Below are 17,532 nucleotides of genomic sequence, written 5' to 3' on the forward strand. Positions count from 1 at the left end.
TTCCAGTATAAATCCGAACTTTTAATACGAAATAGAATCTCTGAGATTCGGAAATAATCCCAAAACCGAACGTTATTCGCCAAATCTTATGAATAAGTTTGTTTGAACTTGCGATTTTTTGAATTATGAAATTGACTTCAAATGCAGGTTTTACGACTCCGCCGAACATCCCGAATACGCCCGCCCGCCGATCGCGCGCTTCCCTGTCCAACAAACGTCGCCGCCGGGTCGGGGAAAAGTGCGACGCCTCAATTCCGCTTCATTTTTCTAAGCCCGCAGACTTCATCGATCATAAAATCAAATTTGCGAAATCAACAAAAACGGCCCCGCCGTTAAGCGGAGCCGTCGTTTGGTCTAGCGGGCATTACCGGTAAAGGTCCAGCGTTATGGCTTCACGATCTCGATCGCCTTGCCGCGCAGGACGTATACGTTGATCGGATCGCCGAAGTTCAGGCTGTCCGTCGTGATCAGCGTATCGCCTTGGTGAATGTAAGCTTGCGGAGACAGCGCGACCGAATAGTTGTCGTCGTTCAACGATTCCTTTTGGTAATAGAACGTGTTCGTCGTCTTGTCGGTGCGCCAGTAGGTCTTGCTGATCGGCGTAACGACGTTCAAAATCGTACGGTCGTTCTCGTCCTTGCGCAGCTCGACGCGGTCGTCCAGCTGAATCGCGGACAGCGAATTCGACGAGACGCCGTTGCGTACGACGAGCGGCGTAACGCCGACCGTCTGCTTCACAGCGGCGCCGGTGCCGGTGCGAAGGTCGATCGTGCCTGCGGCCGTGTCGATCGCGACCACGCGTCCGAACGTCGACGGCACGATCTTCGCGAGCGTCGGCGTCGTACCTTGCAGCGTCACGTTCAGCAGCGTTCCTGCAGCGAAGCCGGACAGCTGCACGGCGTTGCCGCTTGCGTCCTGCAGCGCGAAGCCGGTGACGATCGTCCACTCGGCGACCGAACCGTCGGAAGCCTTGGCCTTGAGCTTGGCCGCAGCCGTGTCGACGGATGTGACTTCGAACTGAACGGTCTTCACGACCTGCAGTCCGACCGCGTAGTTTTGTCCGCCGTCGAGCAGCGCGACGATCTTGTCGCCCGCCTTGATATCCGCATAGGTGCGGTTCGTCTGGCCGTAAATCTCAACAGTTGGCGAAGTGTAAGGTACCGTCACGGTCGAGTTGTTATCCAGCAAGATCTGGAGCGTCTTCGTCGTCGTATTGTTAATCGACACCGTCCCCTTGTATTGGGCGACGAACGAAATGGACACGATGTTGCTGCCCGAGTAGCCGATATCGACCTTGCGGCCTTTGTAGAGCATGCTCGTGCCCGCGTCCGCGGTGATCGTCGTGCCGTTCAGATCAAAGCGCACGCCGGAGCCGAGGGTGAAAGTTTTGATGCTTCCTGCGGCATCTTTAAGGATGAGCACCTTGGCATCGGAATCGTAAGAAGATACGATCAGCCCGTTCTGAACCTGGACGCTCCGGCCCGTCGCCTCGACAGCGGTGACCTTGCCTTCCGCGTTCAGCGTGAGCGTGACCGCGTCGCCAGAATACAGATCGGCGAGCGTAGCGTTATTCAGTCCCGAAATTTTGACCGAGACGCCCGCGACGTATTCCTTGCCGATGATGTCGCTCGCGCCGGCGATCCGGTATTGGATCGTCTGCGCGGTCGTATCGATCTTGAACAGCGTGCCCGTCGCGCTGGCGGCGACGGCGCTCTTCGTGACCGTAACCTTTGTATAAAGGCCGCCTTTGATCTCGTAGGAAACCGTATCGCCGACCTTGATATCGCCGATGGCCGCAGGCACGCCGCTGACCGTGCGCAGCACCGCGTTGGCGTCAAGCGCGCGGGTCTCGGCGATCGACGTGGCGTTGTCCTTGACCTCAAGCTTGCGATTAGCCGTATCGACGCCGAGCACCGTGCCGGTGCCGGTCTTGGAGACGGCCGATTGGCCGGTCTTGACCGCAAGAATTTTGCCGGATTGCGTATACGTATCGATCGTCAGCGTTAGGTCCGCGTTTTCGGGCAGATCCGCCAGCGCCACCTTGTTGTTCTCCGCGTCCGTCGCGGACGGCAGCCTTGACGCATCGTAAGAATAAGACTGCACGTCTTCTCCGCTCAGCAGCGTGATCGAAGACTTGGACGCGCTAACGACGACAAGCTTGCCCTGCACAGTCTTGACTTGCGGAGTATCGCTCGCCTGTTCGACGTAAGCCGCGGAGCCGTCCGCGGCCGCGATGACGTTTACGGTGCCGTAAACCTTGAGCGCGTCCTGCGCCGTCAGCGCCTCGCTGTCAAGACGCGAGTATAGCGTGCCGGTTCCGACTGAATATGCGGTCGCCGTGCCGTTCGCTTGCAGTACGGTAACGCCGCTCGCGTCGGCGCCGAGCAGCATCCCTGTCGTTTGCTTCGGATAAGCGACCTGCTTCGCCGCTTCCGCGCGGCTGAACAGCGTCGCCGCGGTCGCCCGGGTCACAACGCCCTTAGGCGCGAACGTGTTGCCGCTCAGTCCCTTCACGAGATCCAGATCGACCGCGGCTTTGACGAAGCCGACCAGATCCTTGTCGATTGAAGCGTTGTCGGCGAAGGACGTAGCGCCGCTTGCCGCCGTCTTGCCGATCGTGCGGACGAGCAAGCGCGCGATCCACTCGCGAGTCGCAGGCGCTTCGCCCCAATTGACTTTGGGCGCCGCTTCGGCGAGCGCGAACTCTTCGTTACGGTTAAGCAGCCCTTCCTTCAGCGCGTAGCTGACGTAGAGGTTGGCATATGCACTGACGTTAAACGTGCTCGGGAAGGCGGCGACGCCGGAATCCAGCGCCTTTTGCTCAAGGCCGAGAAAGCGAATCGCGATGATGACCGCATCCTGTCGCTTGACGCTGTCGTTCGGCGCGAACAGGTTGGCGCCCTTGCCCGCGATCAGTCCTTGAAGCGCCAGCTTGGCGATATGTTTCTCCGCCCAGTGGCCGGCCACGACGTCGGTGAACGGCGTCTTCGAGGCCGCGGAGGCGGTTGACGTCGGCCCTACGGCTGCGGCGCCGGACCAGAGCAGTGCCAGTAGAAGAAAGGATAATAGCAGATTCCTTGGTTTGAACGACATCGTGCGATCTCTCCGATCATGCGGCAGGCCGGACTCGCCGGCCGTCACGCTAATTTAAGATAAGCTTTGACCGCGGCGGCAAGGCCGGCAGCCGTACGATTCTGGAAGTCTTCGGTGAACAGCTTCTTTTCTTCCGTCGCGTTCGACAGATATCCGGCTTCGAATAGCACGGCCGGCATCTTGGTCTCGCGCGTGACCGCAAGACTCTTCTGGATGACGCCGCGGTCCGTCAAGCCCGTTGCCGGCGTCGCGTATTGCTTCACGACGTTGGCGAAGGCGAGGCTCTCCGCGCGCGTGTAGTAGACTTCGGTTCCGCTGACCGTGTTCTTGGTGCTGCTGTTCGCGTGAACGGACAGGAACAGGTCGGCTTTGATCGAGTTGGCCAGATTGTATCTGTCGCTGAGCGACGGGAACGTGTCCCCCGATCGCGTCATCACGATCTTGATCCGTGGATCGGTCGCAAGCAGCGCCTGCACTTTCAGGATAACGGCCAGATTGAAGGTTTTCTCGTATTTGCCGCTGACGCCGATCGCGCCGGAGTCCGTTCCGCCGTGTCCGGCGTCGAGCACGACCGTGTACACCTTGTTCTGAGGATCGGTTACCGGCGGCGTAACCGGCGGCACCGCATCCGCGCTCAGCTTGATTTTGAGCTCGCCGGCAGACGCGTCGTTTTGGACCTCGTAGCCGTAAGCGCTGCTCAGGTCAAGCACGAAACGCAGGGCGTTCGGATTGGTCTGGAAAAGCGAATAGCGAACTTGCGTCAGCACCGGATGACCGGCGACCGGATAGGTGCCGCTCTTCGCCGTCGTGCCGTTCACCACAAGATTCTGAGCGAAGTCCGTGGCGAAGTCGGACTTGGGCACGTCTACCACGATGCGGTCCGGACCCGTCAGCGACGTGACGACCGGCTCTAACGTTCCCTCGTAGCTCAGTATCACCGTTTCGTTTTCGAAACGGATCCCGTGAATGTACGCAAGGCTCGTGTACGGGTCGGTGACCGTCGTGCCGTTGCCTCCGTCCGTAGAGGGCGGATCCTCGTCGACGACGCCGATCATGCCGCCGCCGGAAGCGTTGTCGCCGCTCCCGCCGACATTGCCCCCGCTCGTCCCGTCCGAAGTTCCGCCTGAGCTGGACTTCGACGTGTAGATGAACGCGGACTTCGTCTTGTTGTCCCAAACGATATCCGCGCCGAAGTTGTCCTTCACGAAGATGAGCGGAACCATCGTCGTGGCCGTCTGCGGCGTCGTCTGCTTGATGATCGGCGCCGCCTCGAGCTCGCTCTCGATGCCGTTGATGGTCGCCTTTTTGCTGCCGACGGTCATGACGATGACCGAATTTCCGTTCGAAACCGTTACTGTCTTGGTCGTATTGTCGAACTTGACGGTGTAGCCCAAGCTCTCCGTAACGGTACGGACCGGCAGCATGACGCGGCTATCGATTAGCGCGGGCGGTTCCTTGGGCATTAAAACGACGCCATCCAGAATCAACTGGGGCGTGACGGTCGCCGCGGAGGCGAGACCGGCGGCCGTTAACAGCATCGATACGACAAACAGCAGGGAAATCCAGTACCTCATGCTTCACCTCGGTGTCAATGATTGGGCCGTTCCAAAAGCGGCGCTTCCGTTAAAAAAGTCCTATGCAGACCTTTTTACCGGAAGGGGCGCTTTTTGGCTTGTCCACCCTAATTTAGACGCCGGGCAATGTCAAAAGTTGCGAGTTAAAGCGGAAAAAAAGGCCTTCTTTCCCGAAAAGTGTCGACCCGGGAAAGAAGACCCATATAGCGTTAGAAATCAATAATCAAAATACGTTCGCCAGTCTCTTTTCGTTCTTGGACTCGTATGCTGCGATATCGTCCGCGTGCTTCAGCGTGAGGCCAATATCGTCGAGTCCCTGCAGCAGGAACTGGCGGCGGTGCTCGTCGAGCTCGAACGGAATGCGCAGGCCTTGATCGTCGGTGATGACCTTGTTCTCCAGGTCGACGGTCAGCTTGTAGCCCTCGCTGGCTTCGGTGCGCTTGAACAGGTCGTCGACCTGCTCCTCGCTCAGCTTGATCGGCAGGATGCTGTTCTTGAAGCAGTTGTTGTAGAAAATGTCCGCGTAGGACGGCGCGATGATGACGTTAAAGCCGTAGTCGAGAATCGCCCAAGGCGCGTGCTCGCGGGAGGAGCCGCAGCCGAAGTTGGCGCGCGACAGCAGGACCGTGGAGCCTTGGTAGCGCGGCTTGTTCAGGTTGAACTCGGGAATGACGGCTCCCTGCTCGTCGAATCTCCATTCGAAGAACAGGAACTGGCCGAAGCCGCTGCGCTCGATGCGCTTCAGGAATTGCTTGGGAATGATGGCGTCGGTATCGACGTTGACGCGGTCGACCGGCGCGACGAGACCCGTGGATTTGATAAATGGTTGCATATGCGTATGTCTCCCCTCTTAAGCCGTCACTTCGGACTTGAATTCCCAGTTGCGGACGTCGGTGAACTTGCCCTTGATCGCTGCAGCCGCAGCCATCTCCGGCGATACGAGGTGCGTGCGTCCGCCGCGGCCCTGACGGCCCTCGAAGTTGCGGTTGGACGTCGAAGCGCAGCGCTGGCCGGGCTGCAGGACGTCCGGGTTCATCGCAAGGCACATCGAGCAGCCCGCTTCGCGCCATTCGAATCCGGCGGCGGTGAAGATCTTGTCCAGGCCTTCCTTTTCCGCCTGGATCTTGACGCGCCCGGAGCCCGGGACGACGATCGCGGTAACGTTCGGGCTCACGCTGTGCCCGCTCGCCACGGACGCGGCTGCGCGAAGATCCTCGATCCGGCCGTTGGTGCAAGAGCCGATGAACACGTAATCGATCGGAATCTCGGACATCGGGGTTCCCGGCGCCAGATCCATGTATTCAAGCGCCTTTTCGGCAGCTTTGCGTTCGTTCTCGGTCGGCAGCTGCTCCGGATAAGGCACGATCGACGTGATGCCGGTGCCCATGCCCGGGCTCGTACCCCAGGTGACTTGCGGCACGAGCGTCGCGACGTCAAGATCGACCTCGGTGTCGTATACGGCGCCTTCGTCCGTCGTCAATGCCTTCCATTGCTCGACGGCGCGGTCGAAGTCTTCGCCTTGCGGCGCGTATTCGCGTCCGCGCAGGTAGTTGAACGTCGTCTCGTCCGGCGCGATCAGGCCGGCGCGCGCGCCGCCTTCGATGGACATGTTGCAGACGGTCATGCGCTCTTCCATCGTCAGCCCCTTGATCGATTCGCCCGTGTACTCGATGACGTAGCCGGTCGCGAAGTCGGTGCCGTACTTGGCGATCAGGCCGAGAATGAGATCCTTCGCCGTGATGCCGGCCGGACGCTTGCCGATGAAGTTGACCTTCATCGTCTTAGCCTTCGATTGCTGCAGACACTGGGTCGCGAGCACGTGCTCGACCTCGCTCGTGCCGATGCCGAACGCCAGCGCGCCGAACGCGCCGTGCGTCGAGGTGTGGCTGTCGCCGCAAACGATCGTCTTGCCCGGATGAGTCAGGCCCAGCTCGGGACCCATGACGTGCACGACGCCCTGGTCGATCGTGTTGAGGTCGTACAGCTTGACGCCGAACTCGGCAGCATTGGTCGTCAGCGTGTCGATCTGCTGCTTGGAGATCGGATCGGCAATGTTGAAGCGGTCTTTGGTCGGCACGTTGTGGTCCATCGTCGCGAACGTCAGGTCGGGACGGCGAACCTTGCGGCCGGTCATGCGCAGGCCTTCGAACGCCTGCGGGGACGTAACCTCGTGAACGAGGTGCAGGTCGATATACAAAATGCTAGGCTTGCCTTCTTCCGAATGAATAACGTGATTGTTCCAAATTTTCTCGAACATCGTTTGTTTGCTCATTTTACATTCACCCCGTGTAGATATCCTCGTCTAGAATGATTCTATAATAACATTGGTTCTATCATTGTTCCAAGATATAATATCTATAAAGTTGATAGTTCAGCCGAATAAGGAGATACGCCCATGGAGTTTAGATTGCTGCATTACGTCATCCAAATCGCCGCCGAGCGGAACTTCTCGCGCGCCGCCGAGAAGCTTCATATCGCGCAGCCGTCGCTTAGCCAGCAGTTGTCCAAACTGGAGAAGGAGCTCGGCATCCTGCTGTTCAAGCGTACGACCAACAGCGTCGAGCTGACCCACGCCGGAACGGTATTCGTCGAAAAAGCGCAGCGGATCGTCGATATGACCGAGCAACTGAGACGCGAAATGGAAGACATTGCAGACCTGCGCAAAGGACGGATCGTCGTGGGCACTTTGCCGATTACGGGCTCGCATATCCTGCCGCATGTGCTGCCCGCATTCCGCGAGGCCTACCCCGACATCGAAATCGCGCTCGTCGAAGAGGCGTCCGCGACGCTCGAGCAGCTGACCGCGAGCGGCGGCACGGACGTCAGCCTGCTCACGCTGCCTTTGATCGAGCCTGCGCTCGCCTACGATCCGATCCTCGAAGAGGAGATCTGCCTCGCGGTGCCCCGCGATCACCCTCTGGCGACGGGCGGCGCGTCCGAGGCGGACGTCGGCGCGCTCGCGGACGAAGCGTTCGTCATGCTGAAAAAGGGACAGGGCTTCCGCGCGATCGCGGTCGGCCTCTGCCGCAAGGCGGGCTTCGATCCGCGAGTCTCCGTGGAGAGCACCAATATTGAAACGGTGCAGTCCCTCGTCGCGGCCGGCATGGGCATCGCCTTCGTCCCTCAGATGATCACCCGCAGGGAGCACGACGGACTGCAGCCTTTCTACTTGCCGCTGAAGGGACGGCCGACGCGCACGCTGGTCATCGCCTACCGCAAAGGCAGGTATTTGTCCAATGCTGCCGAAGCCTTCATTGCCACGTTTCGGGATACGATGCGGAAGCTGGAGCCGTCATGAGCCATACGGTCGCCTCCATTTAATAGAGCGACTTAATAGAGCGTCGGCCTGCGGTCTGCGAATACCGGGATTCTCCCGCGGACCTCGTCCGTCAGCGCGAGGTCGATCTCCGCGCGCAGGATCGTCTCCTCCTCGTCCGCTTCGGCGACGATCTCGCCCCACGGATCTACGACCATCGAGTGGCCGAAAAACCGCGTCTCTCCGCTGATGCCGCTTCGATTGCAGGCGACGACGTACATCTGGTTCTCGATGGCGCGCGCCTGAAGCAGCGTTCGCCAGTGGTGCAGGCGCGGATGCGGCCATTCCGCCGGCACGAACAGCACCTTTGCGCCGTCCAGCGCAAGCTTGCGCGCAAGCTCGGGAAAGCGAATGTCGTAGCAGATCATCGCGCCCGCCGGCACGCCTTCGAGCTCGAACCGCCCTGCCAGCTCGCCCGCCTCAAGATGGAGATGCTCGTCCATCAGCTTGAACAAATGGATTTTGGCATACTCGGCGATCTGGCTGCCGTTGCGGTCGAATGCGTAAGCCGTGTTGGTCACCCCGCCGCCGAGCGCGGCGCGGCTGGCCGCGACGGAGCCCGCCACGACATTGACGCCGTGCTTGCGGCTGAACGAAGAAATAAAATCGACGGTGCGCGCGCCTTCGGGATCGGCAATCTCGCGAATGCGAGCGAGCTCGTAGCCGGTGTTCCACATCTCCGGCACGACGATGACGTCAGGCTTGTCGCCTTCGCCCACAGCCCGCTCCAACAGCGTCGCCAGGCGTTCGAAATTATCGTCCGGATGTCCGGCATGTATATCCATTTGGATGAGAGCCAGCTTCAGCTTGTCGTTCATTCCCAATCGCTCCTTTGCCATGTAAGACTCTTCTCGTGTGGCGAGCCTGCAACTAGCTCATCGTAACCGATTCCCTTTTGACGGACAAGAAGCGTTATTTCCCTCTTTTCCGATTGTCCTACTTGATTCCTTGTGCTATTGTCTACATAGATTGTATAGTCAACCTGATACCTTTATAAAGCAGTCTAATGAAAGCAACGGAGCGTGAAGCTGTCTCATGTCTATCTCCATTCAACCTGCGGACCGCATGTCCGGGCTCCCCGAGCAATTTTTCGCGGCGCTCGTCGGCAGGGCGAACGCCCGCGCAGCGACCGGGCGCGACGTCATCAACCTCGGCCAGGGCAATCCCGATCTGCCCACCCCCTCGCATATCGTCGACAAGCTGAAGGAAGCCGCCGAGAATCCGCTCTACCACAAATATCCGCCGTTTCGCGGATTCCCTTTCTTAAAGGAAGCCGTGGCGAAGCGATATAAAGAAGACTACGGCGTCGAGCTCGATCCCGCGACAGAGGTCGCGGTGCTGTTCGGCGGCAAGACCGGCCTCGTGGAGATCAGCCAATGCCTGCTCAATCCCGGCGACGTCTGTCTCGTGCCCGATCCGGGCTATCCCGATTACTGGTCCGGCGTGGTGCTGGCGGGCGCGAGAATGAGCCAGATGCCGCTGCTCGCGAAAAACGGCTTCCTGCCCGACTACGAAGCGATTCCGTCCAAGGATCTGGCGCGCGCAAAGCTGATGTTCCTCAACTATCCGAACAATCCGACGTCGGCCGTTGCGACGCCCGAATTCTATGCGGATACCGTGCGCTTTGCCGAGAAGCACGGCGTCGTCGTGGCGAGCGACTTTGCCTACGGGGCGATCGGCTTCGACGGACGCAGGCCCGTCAGCTTCCTCGAGACGCCCGGCGCCAAGGAAGTCGGCATCGAGTTTTATACGCTGTCCAAAACGTACAACATGGCCGGCTGGCGCGTCGGCTTCGCGCTCGGCAACAGCAAAATTATCGAGCTGCTCAACCTGATTCAGGACCACTATTACTGCAGCCTGTTCGGCGGCATCCAGGAAGCCGCCGCGCTAGCGCTCACCGGTCCGCAGCAGGCGGTAACGGACCTCGTCGCCGTCTACGAACGCCGCCGCGACGCGCTATACGACGCCTTGGCGTCGCACGGCTGGCACGCGCCTAAGCCGGACGGCTCGTTCTTCTGCTGGCTGCCCGTGCCCGAGGGACACGACTCCGCTTCCTTCGCCAGCCTGCTGCTGGAAGAAGCGGACATCGTGGTGGCGCCCGGGATCGGCTTCGGCACGCACGGCGAAGGTTACGTCCGTCTCGGCCTGCTTGCCCCGGAGGCCCGGCTTCGCGAAGCCGCGGACCGCATCGGACGGCTGGGATTGTTCCGCTGAGCCGGCAAGCCTAGCGGACGTTCGCTTCCTTTACAAGGTGTTGGGGCCGTGCTATTCTTAAACCAATCGGCATCGCCAGCAAGGGCGTTGCCTCCGTCCTCATTTAAACGCAATGACGGGAAACGAAGGAAATTCGCGCCGATCAGAGAGCAAATTCCATTGGCTGGGAGAATTTGCGCGGTCGCCCTCCTTCCCCCATCCCCGAGCGGCCGGCGAAGAGCCGGACAGGGCCCGCTGTTACCGGGCGTTCAAGCGGACGTTTCTTCGCCCTCGCGGCACGAAGCGTCAACGAAGGTGGTACCGCGGGAGCCAGGCTCTCGTCCTTTGAACAGGACGGGAGCCTTTTTGCTTGCGCTTCTTCGCTTAACGGTTGATTGTTGGATCATGCACACGGAAAGGAAGCGGTAAGGATGCGTCGCATCGTCGTCAAGATCGGCAGCAGCTCGCTCGCCGGCGAATCCGGAGGACTTAACCGGGAGAGCTTCGCCTACTTTGCTGCCGAAATCGCCGCTCTGCACCGTCAGGGCGTGCAGACCCTGCTCGTCAGTTCGGGCGCCATCGCGGCCGGCTTCCGGGCGGTCGGATACGAGACGAGGCCTAAGCTCGTTCACGAAAAGCAGGCGGCCGCCGCAGTCGGCCAGGCGCTGCTCATGCAAGCCTATCAGGAGGCGTTCGCGCCTTACGGCATCGCGGCCGCGCAAATTCTGCTCACGCGGCCGGATTTCAGCCAGCGGCAGCGCGCGCAAAACGCGCAGCGCACGATCGAGGAGTTGCTTCGGCAGGGCGTCGTGCCGATCATTAACGAAAACGACACCGTCGCCGTCGACGAAATCAAATTCGGGGAGAACGATTCCCTGTCCGCGCTCGTCGCGAACCTCGTCAAGGCGACTGGCCTGTATATTTTAACCGACATCGAAGGCTTGTTTACGGCTGACCCGCGCAAGGACGCCTCGGCCGTCCGCATCGACCGCGTGGAGGTCATCTCCGAGGATCTGTACCGCATCGCGGGCGGCGCCGGATCTTCTGTCGGCACGGGCGGCATGCGGTCCAAGATCGAGGCGGCGCGGATCGCCATGGGCGGCGGCGTGCCGACTTTCGTCGGACGTTCGACCGAGCCCGGCGATCTGTCCGCCGCGGTCGATGGCCAAGGCAGAGGCACCTACTTCGCGGCCTCCCTCCACTCTTTGCCCGCAAAAAAGCAGTGGATCGGCTTTTTGTCGGTGCCCCAGGGCCGCGTTTTCGTCGACCCCGGCGCCGAAGCGGCGCTCCTGAACGGGGGACGCAGTCTGCTGCCAGCCGGCGTCACGCATGTCGAGGGCGAATTCCACCCCGGAGACGTGGTTGAAGTCTTGAGCGGCGGACGGACGCTTGGGCGGGGCGTATCGAATTACGACGCTTGGCAGGTGACCGCGGTGGCCGGACTGTCGAGCGATGAAGCCGCCCGCCGCGTAGAGGTCGGGCGCATCGAGATCATACACAGAGACGAATGGGTCACGACTTACGTACCCAAGGAGGCGAAGGGATCATGAGCGAAGCAAGAAATAAAGCGATCGCGGCCGGTACGGCGACGGCTGCGCTGAACAACCTGACGACTGCGCAAAAAAACGAAGCGCTCGCCCTGATGGCGGACGCACTCGTAGCCGACCGGGACGAGATCATTGCGGGCAACGACCTCGATATTCAGCGCGGGCGGGCAGCCGGTACGTCGGAGTCGCTTCTCGACCGGCTGCGGCTCGACCACCAGCGCATCGAAGCGATCGCGCAGGGTCTGCGCGAGGTCATCGCCCTGCCCGACCCGGTCGGCGAGAAGATCGCCGAGTTCGAGCGTCCCAACGGCCTTCGGATCGAGCAGCTGCGCGTACCGATCGGCGTCGTGGGCATCATTTATGAAGCGAGGCCGAACGTCACTGTGGATGCCGCGGGTCTGTGCCTGAAGACCGGCAACGCGGTCGTGCTCCGCGGCGGATCCGCCGCCATCGAATCGAACAAACGAATCGTGGCGTCGCTGCGCGGGGCACTCCGCAACAGCGCCATTCCAGAGGACGCGCTGCAGCTCGTCGAGGATGCGAGCCGGGCTTCCGCCAACGAGATGCTGAAGCTGAACGGCCTGCTCGACGTCATCATTCCGCGCGGCGGCGCCGCGCTTATCCGCAACGTCGTCGAAAACGCCACCGTGCCCGTTATCGAGACCGGCGCCGGCATCTGCCACACCTACGTCGACGCGACGGCCGACTATGACATGGCCGAGGCGATCGCCTTGAACGCCAAGGTGCAGCGTCCTTCCGTCTGCAACTCGATGGAGACGCTGCTGATCCACGCCGACTTTGCCGGCAAGCATCTGGAGCGCCTCGCCGAGCGCTTCCGCCAGGCAAGCGTCGAGCTGCGCGCCGACGCCGCGGCAAGGGCCCGCGTAGCGTGGGCAAGCGAAGCGACGGACGAAGATTTTGCGACCGAATACAACGACTATATATTGAACGTACGCGTCGTCGGCGATCTTGACGAGGCGCTAGCGCATATCGCGCGCTTTGGCACGAAGCATTCCGAATGCATCGTGACCGAGAATCAGGCGAACGCCGACCGCTTCCTTCAAGAGGTCGACGCGGCCGCCGTCTATCACAATGCTTCGACCCGTTTCACGGACGGCTTCGAGTTCGGCTATGGCGCCGAGATCGGCATCAGCACCCAGAAGCTTCATGCGCGCGGACCGATGGGCCTGCCTGCGCTGACCTCGACCAAATATCGCATTCGAGGCAGCGGGCAAACGCGAGGATAATATTTTGCTCCATTAATTATTAAAGACGTTAAATAAAAGACGGGAGTCGAACGACGATGACTGCAACGCAAGACATACTCGCTCATTCTAAAATTTGTTTTTACGGCGCAGGCTCGATGGCGGAAGCCATTATCCGCGGACTCGTGGACACCGGCACTGCGCCGGCCGGCAACATCGCGGTTTTCAATCGTTCGAACGCAAGCAGGCTCGCAGAGCTGCACGGACGCTACGGCGTCCTGACCGCTGACAGCGAGGCTGCGAGACAAGACGCGCTGCTCACCTCGGACGTCATCGTGCTGGCGATGAAGCCGAAGGATGCAGCGGCTGCGCTGAAGGCGCTCGCGCCAACGCTGCGTACGGAGCAATTGATCGTCTCCCTCATCGCGGGATTGTCGATCGAGACGATTCGCGGGCTGACAAGCGCGAATCAGTCCGTCGTGCGCACGATGCCTAACACGTCTAGCAGCATCGGCCTTGGCGCGACCGGCATTGCCTTTTCCGAAGGCCTGGCCGAGGAAGCGCAGCGACTTGCCCTCGATATGTTCGGTGCGGTCGGCATCGCGCAAGTCGTCGAGGAGCGCCTGCTGGAGGCGGTGACCGCCGTCTCGGGCAGCGGCCCCGCTTATATCTATTTCGTCATGGAAGCGATGATCGCCGCGGGCGTCGCGCAAGGACTGACGCCGGAAGCCGCGCACGAGCTGACCGTGCAGACGGTTCGCGGCGCGGCGGACATGGTTAGGCTCACCGGCGAGCAGCCCTCCGAGCTGCGCCGCAAAGTCACCTCGCCAAACGGCACGACCCAAGCGGCCATCGAGACGCTGCAGCGGCTTGGCGTCGACGAAGCGTTCTCGGCCGCAATGGATCGCTGCGCGGGTCGCGCAGGCGAGCTCGGTCGCGCGATCGCCGAAGAGGCGCTGCGCGACTGAATACCGCCTAACGATATTTAACAGCAACTTACAGCAACTTTTAGCAGAAAGAAGGTATCGCGAAATGAGCGCCAACAAAAGCCAAGCCACCTATCGCTTATTCGACGACAAGGCGGACTTCGCCAAAAAAGCCGAAGGCATCGCCATCGGCCTGACGGTCGGCAGCTGGACCGAGCTGCCGGAGGTCGCCAAGCAACAAATGGAGAAGCATCTCGGACGCGTCGTCTCCGTCGAAGCGCATGAACCCGAGGGCGCCGGGCCGGGCGAACGCTACGCCGACATTACAATCGAGTATCCCGACGTCAACTTTAGCCGAGACATTCCCGCGCTGCTCGTGACCGTGTTCGGCAAGCTGTCGATGGACGGCCGCATCAAACTGACCGGCCTTAAGCCTTCCGCCAATTTTCTGTCCGCCTTCCCTGGACCTAAGCTAGGACTGGCCGGCGTGCGGGATTATTTGGGCGTTCAGGACCGCCCGCTGCTTATGAGCATTTTCAAATCCGTCATCGGATACGACCTGGACGGCTTGCGCGAGCAGTTTCTCCAGCAAGCGCTCGGCGGCGTCGATCTGATCAAAGACGACGAGATTTTGTTCGAAAATCCGCTCACCCCGCTGGAACGCCGCGTCGAAGCCTGCATGTCCGTCGCCCGCGAAGCGGAAAACGTCACCGGACAAAAATTGATCTACTTCGCCAACCTGACCGGGCCGACGTCCAAGCTGCGCGAAAACGCGCTGCGCGCCATCGATGCCGGCGTCAACGGCCTGCTCTTCAACGTGTTGGCCTATGGCTTCGACGCGCTGGCCGAGCTGGCTGCCGATCCTGCGGTCAGCGTCCCGATCGCGGCGCATCCGGCGATGGCCGGCGCTTACTATCCGTCGCCGCATCACGGAATCTCGGCCTCCGCACTGCTCGGCACGCTCATCCGTATCGCCGGCGCGGACCTGTCCCTCTTCCCTTCCCCTTACGGCTCCGTCGTTATGCCGAAGGCGGAGAACCTGGCGGTCCAGGACGCGCTCGTAAACGCCGAACTGCCCCAGAAGGCCGTCCTGCCGGTACCGTCCGCAGGCATCCATCCGGGACTTGTGCCGCTGATCGTCCACGACTTCGGACGGGATGTCGTCGTGAACGCGGGCGGCGGCGTCCACGGCCATCCGCTCGGCGCGGCCGCAGGCGGACAAGCCTTCCGTCAGGCGATCGACGCCGTGCTCGCCGGACAGGACCTTGAAGCGTATGCGTCCGGTGGCGGCGAGCGTGAGCAGCTGAAGCTCGCGATTGAGCGCTGGGGGGTTCGCCGACCTTGAGCAAGCGAACCTTCAACAAGCCGCCTGTTTTGTTTTGCGACTTCGACGGCACGATCACGATGAGCGACAATATCGTCGCCGTCATGAAGCAGTTCGATCCGCCGGGCTGGCAGCCGATCGTCGAGGATATCGTCGCGCTTCGCAAATCCGTGCGCCAGGGCGTCGGCGAGATGTTCGCCTTGATCCCCTCCGCTCAAAGGCAGGAGATCACGGATTATATTCTGTCCACGGCCGGTATCCGGCCAGGCTTCCAATCGCTGCTCGATTGGTGCAGGGCCAGCGGCGTCGAGTTTTACGTGACGAGCGGCGGCATCGACTTTTTCGTCTACCCGCTGCTCGCGCCTTTCGACATCCCGCATGATCATATTTATTGCAACGGCAGCAGCTTCGAGGGCGAGCGCATCGAGATTTTGTGGCCGCATGCCTGCGACGACGCTTGCGACAACGATTGCGGCATGTGCAAAACGACGGTCATCCGCCGTTTCCCGAAGGACCGGTATACGCGGATTCTCATCGGGGACAGCGTCACGGATTTTGCCGGAGCGAAGCTGGTCGACCTTGTGTTCTCCCGCTCCCATCTGACCGAACGCTGTGCCGAGCTCGGACTGCCGCATGTTCCATTCGAGACGTTCCACGACGTCGTCAAACATCTGGATGAAGGAGAATGGTAAGCATATGAGCGACATTTTACTTGAAGACAAGCAGCGGGTTTACCGCGAACTGGACACGGTCAAGTCGGACTTCGCCTCCCGGGGCTGGTTCCCCGGCACGAGTGGCAATCTGTCGATGCGTGTAGGCGGCTTCGAGCCGGACCAATTCGCATTCGCAGTAACGGCGAGCGGTAAAGACAAGGCCGCGTCGACGCCGGAGGACTTTTTGCTCGTCGATCAGACGGGCGCGCCGATCGAGGCTACGCGGCTCAAACCTTCTGCCGAAACGCTGATTCATTGCGAGATTTACCGCCAGACGGGCTGCGGCGCCATTTTTCATATTCATTCCGTATACAACAGCATCGTCTCCGAGTTGTTCTGGGAGCGCCGCGCCGTTCCTGTCGAAGGTGTCGAGCTGATCAAAGCCTTTAACATCTGGGACGAGGAAGCCGTCATCGAAGTGCCGATCGTCTCCAATTTCGCGGACATTCCGCGCATCGTGCCGGAGGTCAAGGAACGTCTCGACAAACGGATACCCGGCATTTTGCTGCGCAAGCACGGCATTTATGCCTGGGGCCGCGATGCGTTCGAGGCACGCAAGCATCTGGAGGCGTTCGAGTTTTTGTTCGAATACGTCTACCGGATGGCGCTGCTGAAGCGCTGATCACCCCTCCCGTCGCAAGCATGCAAAGAGCCCGCCTTCCTTAAATGGAAGCGCGGGCTTTTTAATTATCGTATGAAGTTCGCTCATGACCTGCCTACGAGCCGCAAGCCCCTGTCTTTTTCCCGTTCGAAGCCGTAAAAACGCGTGCCCTGGTACGTAAGCATGCCGGCATCCTGCTCCGCCAGCAAACCGTACTCGCCGCCGCTCAGCTTGAACTCGATGCGGGCGCCGTCCGGGAGCTCGAACGTTGCGTAATAGAAAGTATCCGACTGGTGATGGGAAATGCCGTCGTCGTGATGATGGCGATAATGGACGAGCGAGCGTTTGGAGACGACGCGGGAGGCGACGGACAACAGCGGCTGCTTGTTGTTGTGGCTCCATTCTCCGATGCTACGGACGCCGAAGATCGCGATGATGCCGAGTACCACGCAGAACAGAACCGGAAGAATGACCTGCAGTTCGCCCAAAATGTCCAAATCGATCCGCTCCTCTCAGTTCCTGTCGCCGGCCTAGCCGCTTATACCTATATGTACGCGGCTCGGTCCGAAAACTTAACTGAAAAAAAAGGAATCGTCTTGGCATCTTGGAAACAAGGCTATTAGGGCTTCGTGGACTTGATCTTGCTGACATGGCGGAAGCGGAGCGCCGACCAGACGACATCGATGGCCACGTTGCTGACGACGCGGTAATCGGTGCGGGTCTCCATGATCCGCCATAGAAGATCGCGGTTCAGATCCGTCACGACCTTGGCCGATTGCTTCGGGTAAGAGATCCAGCAGACGGCGTCCGGCTGCAGCAGCGGGATGATTTTCGGCAACGTTTTCAGCACGTCTTCGGTATTTTTGACGAACACGAGCACGAAGTCGAATCTGCCCTCCGCCTCCGTCTCGACGTCTACGCCGAGGTCGAAGCCTTCCGGCGCCCCATATACGAGCGCCCTCCCCGTTTTGTAATAAAGTTTTTGATAAAGCGGCTTTTCCATCGTCGCATACTCCTTCTTGTGTTCTAATCGATACTGC

Annotated in this window: 15 protein-coding genes; 8 read left to right on the plus strand and 7 right to left on the minus strand. The window is 60.6% G+C overall.

The features are described from left to right. Positions 1-384 precede the first annotated feature (384 nt). From ACFOTD_RS18750 to leuC, 4 genes are all read right to left on the minus strand, one after another. Positions 385-3,093 carry an S-layer homology domain-containing protein gene (locus ACFOTD_RS18750; RefSeq protein ID WP_378121416.1) on the minus strand — a complete coding sequence of 903 codons (2,709 nt, stop codon included), beginning with the start codon at positions 3,091-3,093 and terminating at the stop codon, positions 385-387. A gap of 44 nt (positions 3,094-3,137) precedes the next feature. Beyond that, entirely contained in the window at positions 3,138-4,667 is a 1,530-nt protein-coding gene (locus ACFOTD_RS18755; RefSeq protein WP_378121418.1) for an N-acetylmuramoyl-L-alanine amidase, read from the minus strand. Between the two features lie 223 nt (positions 4,668-4,890). Then, positions 4,891-5,499 (minus strand): 3-isopropylmalate dehydratase small subunit, encoded by a 609-nt coding sequence (gene leuD / locus ACFOTD_RS18760; RefSeq protein ID WP_378121420.1) that lies wholly within the window; start codon positions 5,497-5,499, stop codon positions 4,891-4,893. 18 nt (positions 5,500-5,517) lie between these two features. Beyond that, entirely contained in the window at positions 5,518-6,939 is a 1,422-nt protein-coding gene (gene leuC, locus ACFOTD_RS18765) for a 3-isopropylmalate dehydratase large subunit (RefSeq protein WP_378121422.1), read from the minus strand. Between the two features lie 123 nt (positions 6,940-7,062). Between leuC and ACFOTD_RS18770 the strand changes: the two genes are divergently transcribed. Continuing rightward, positions 7,063-7,965 carry a LysR family transcriptional regulator gene (locus ACFOTD_RS18770; RefSeq protein ID WP_378121424.1) on the plus strand — a complete coding sequence of 301 codons (903 nt, stop codon included), beginning with the start codon at positions 7,063-7,065 and terminating at the stop codon, positions 7,963-7,965. A gap of 32 nt (positions 7,966-7,997) precedes the next feature. Here the strand turns inward: ACFOTD_RS18770 and ACFOTD_RS18775 are convergent, their stop codons facing one another. Continuing rightward, a complete protein-coding gene (locus ACFOTD_RS18775; RefSeq protein ID WP_378121426.1) occupies positions 7,998-8,801 on the minus strand; it encodes a carbon-nitrogen family hydrolase in 804 nt (267 codons plus the stop codon). Between the two features lie 217 nt (positions 8,802-9,018). Here ACFOTD_RS18775 and ACFOTD_RS18780 point away from each other — a divergent pair, with 217 nt between their 5' ends. The 7 genes from ACFOTD_RS18780 (at position 9,019) to mtnB (ending at position 16,513) form a co-directional block, all read left to right on the plus strand. Beyond that, the gene (locus tag ACFOTD_RS18780; RefSeq protein WP_378121428.1) at positions 9,019-10,197 is read left to right on the plus strand and encodes a pyridoxal phosphate-dependent aminotransferase; all 1,179 of its coding nucleotides are present in this window, start codon (positions 9,019-9,021) and stop codon (positions 10,195-10,197) included. A gap of 410 nt (positions 10,198-10,607) precedes the next feature. Continuing rightward, positions 10,608-11,726: a glutamate 5-kinase gene (proB, locus tag ACFOTD_RS18785; protein WP_378121430.1), complete on the plus strand. Its 1,119-nt coding sequence runs from the start codon at positions 10,608-10,610 to the stop codon at positions 11,724-11,726. Continuing rightward, positions 11,723-12,970, plus strand: coding sequence for a glutamate-5-semialdehyde dehydrogenase (locus tag ACFOTD_RS18790; protein ID WP_378121432.1), 1,248 nt, complete (start codon positions 11,723-11,725; stop codon positions 12,968-12,970). The genes proB and ACFOTD_RS18790 overlap by 4 nt, the downstream gene beginning before the upstream one ends. Positions 12,971-13,026: 56 nt before the next feature. Continuing rightward, positions 13,027-13,896, plus strand: coding sequence for a pyrroline-5-carboxylate reductase (gene proC / locus ACFOTD_RS18795; RefSeq protein ID WP_378121434.1), 870 nt, complete (start codon positions 13,027-13,029; stop codon positions 13,894-13,896). Between the two features lie 64 nt (positions 13,897-13,960). Beyond that, complete coding sequence (locus ACFOTD_RS18800) at positions 13,961-15,199, plus strand: 2,3-diketo-5-methylthiopentyl-1-phosphate enolase (protein WP_378121436.1); 1,239 nt, start codon at positions 13,961-13,963, stop codon at positions 15,197-15,199. Next, positions 15,196-15,870 carry a 2-hydroxy-3-keto-5-methylthiopentenyl-1-phosphate phosphatase gene (locus ACFOTD_RS18805; protein WP_378121438.1) on the plus strand — a complete coding sequence of 225 codons (675 nt, stop codon included), beginning with the start codon at positions 15,196-15,198 and terminating at the stop codon, positions 15,868-15,870. The genes ACFOTD_RS18800 and ACFOTD_RS18805 overlap by 4 nt, the downstream gene beginning before the upstream one ends. A gap of 4 nt (positions 15,871-15,874) precedes the next feature. Then, positions 15,875-16,513: a methylthioribulose 1-phosphate dehydratase gene (gene mtnB / locus ACFOTD_RS18810; RefSeq protein ID WP_378121440.1), complete on the plus strand. Its 639-nt coding sequence runs from the start codon at positions 15,875-15,877 to the stop codon at positions 16,511-16,513. An 83-nt stretch (positions 16,514-16,596) separates the two neighbouring features. Here the strand turns inward: mtnB and ACFOTD_RS18815 are convergent, their stop codons facing one another. Both ACFOTD_RS18815 and ACFOTD_RS18820 read right to left on the minus strand, forming a co-directional pair. Further along, on the minus strand, positions 16,597-16,989 hold the full coding sequence (locus ACFOTD_RS18815; protein ID WP_378121442.1) for a DUF2500 domain-containing protein: 393 nt from the start codon (positions 16,987-16,989) through the stop codon (positions 16,597-16,599). A gap of 122 nt (positions 16,990-17,111) precedes the next feature. Beyond that, a complete protein-coding gene (locus tag ACFOTD_RS18820; protein WP_378121444.1) occupies positions 17,112-17,495 on the minus strand; it encodes a hypothetical protein in 384 nt (127 codons plus the stop codon). Between the last annotated feature and the right edge of the window lie 37 nt (positions 17,496-17,532).

The organism is Cohnella sp. GCM10012308 (assembly GCF_042649185.1).
Lineage (GTDB): Bacteria > Bacillota > Bacilli > Paenibacillales > Paenibacillaceae > Cohnella.

Excerpts from the sequence above, each read along its gene's own strand:
- ACFOTD_RS18750 (WP_378121416.1), bottom strand. The coding sequence starts at position 3,093 with ATGTCGTTCAAACCAAGGAATCTGCTATTATCCTTTCTTCTACTGGCA.
- ACFOTD_RS18755 (WP_378121418.1), bottom strand. The coding sequence starts at position 4,667 with ATGAGGTACTGGATTTCCCTGCTGTTTGTCGTATCGATGCTGTTAACG.
- leuD (WP_378121420.1), bottom strand. The coding sequence starts at position 5,499 with ATGCAACCATTTATCAAATCCACGGGTCTCGTCGCGCCGGTCGACCGC.
- leuC (WP_378121422.1), bottom strand. The coding sequence starts at position 6,939 with ATGAGCAAACAAACGATGTTCGAGAAAATTTGGAACAATCACGTTATT.
- ACFOTD_RS18770 (WP_378121424.1), top strand. The coding sequence starts at position 7,063 with ATGGAGTTTAGATTGCTGCATTACGTCATCCAAATCGCCGCCGAGCGG.
- ACFOTD_RS18775 (WP_378121426.1), bottom strand. The coding sequence starts at position 8,801 with ATGAACGACAAGCTGAAGCTGGCTCTCATCCAAATGGATATACATGCC.
- ACFOTD_RS18780 (WP_378121428.1), top strand. The coding sequence starts at position 9,019 with ATGTCTATCTCCATTCAACCTGCGGACCGCATGTCCGGGCTCCCCGAG.
- proB (WP_378121430.1), top strand. The coding sequence starts at position 10,608 with ATGCGTCGCATCGTCGTCAAGATCGGCAGCAGCTCGCTCGCCGGCGAA.
- ACFOTD_RS18790 (WP_378121432.1), top strand. The coding sequence starts at position 11,723 with ATGAGCGAAGCAAGAAATAAAGCGATCGCGGCCGGTACGGCGACGGCT.
- proC (WP_378121434.1), top strand. The coding sequence starts at position 13,027 with ATGACTGCAACGCAAGACATACTCGCTCATTCTAAAATTTGTTTTTAC.
- ACFOTD_RS18800 (WP_378121436.1), top strand. The coding sequence starts at position 13,961 with ATGAGCGCCAACAAAAGCCAAGCCACCTATCGCTTATTCGACGACAAG.
- mtnB (WP_378121440.1), top strand. The coding sequence starts at position 15,875 with ATGAGCGACATTTTACTTGAAGACAAGCAGCGGGTTTACCGCGAACTG.
- ACFOTD_RS18820 (WP_378121444.1), bottom strand. The coding sequence starts at position 17,495 with ATGGAAAAGCCGCTTTATCAAAAACTTTATTACAAAACGGGGAGGGCG.